The organism is Lactobacillus sp. UMNPBX19, from assembly GCF_002553805.1.
Classification (GTDB): Bacteria; Bacillota; Bacilli; order Lactobacillales; family Lactobacillaceae; genus Lactobacillus.
Genome location: NZ_PCYR01000086.1, coordinates 1 through 657, shown reverse-complemented (window position 1 = coordinate 657; position 657 = coordinate 1). Strand labels below are relative to the sequence as shown.

Here is a 657-nt window from a genome sequence, read left to right as displayed (position 1 = left end):
GTCTATCATATTTGTGTTGGTAGTGGCGGCATTATACACGTATTCTCAGTTATCATCTCAGATACTTGATATGAGAAATCCAATGTCTATTGTATGGTTAATTGCATTACTGGTTTGTTTAGCCCCGACAACCATTGGAGCACTTCTTTCAGCTATCGGTATTGCTGGCATGAGTAGATTGAATCAAGCTAATGTTTTAGCAATGAGTGGTCGGGCCATTGAGGCTGCTGGCGATACCGATGTATTACTCTTGGACAAAACTGGGACAATAACATTAGGCAATCGACGTGCCTCAGCATTTATTCCAGTCGATGGCCATTCAGAAAAAGAATTAGCAATTGCGGCACAGCTTTCATCCTTAGCTGATGAGACGCCGGAAGGAAGATCAATTGTTGTATTAGCAAAAGAAAAATATAGCCTTAGAGAACAGAACTTGGACGCAAATCAGGTTAAGTTTATTCCATTTTCAGCACAAACTAAAATGAGTGGTGTTAATTTTGCTGGAGATGAAATTCGTAAAGGTGCTTCGGAGAATATCAAACAATATGTCCTGACAAAAAAAAATAAATACAGCGAAGAATGCCAAATGGCAGTTAAGAGAATTGCTGAACAGGGAGGGACACCTTTAGTAGTATGCAAGAATGGTGTTATTCTTGG

Annotated in this window: 1 pseudogene; it reads left to right on the top strand. The window is 39.6% G+C overall.

Features of this window, described 5'->3' with window-relative positions:
• Positions 1-657: pseudogene (locus CP370_RS09165) on the top strand (potassium-transporting ATPase subunit B); the annotation flags it as partial.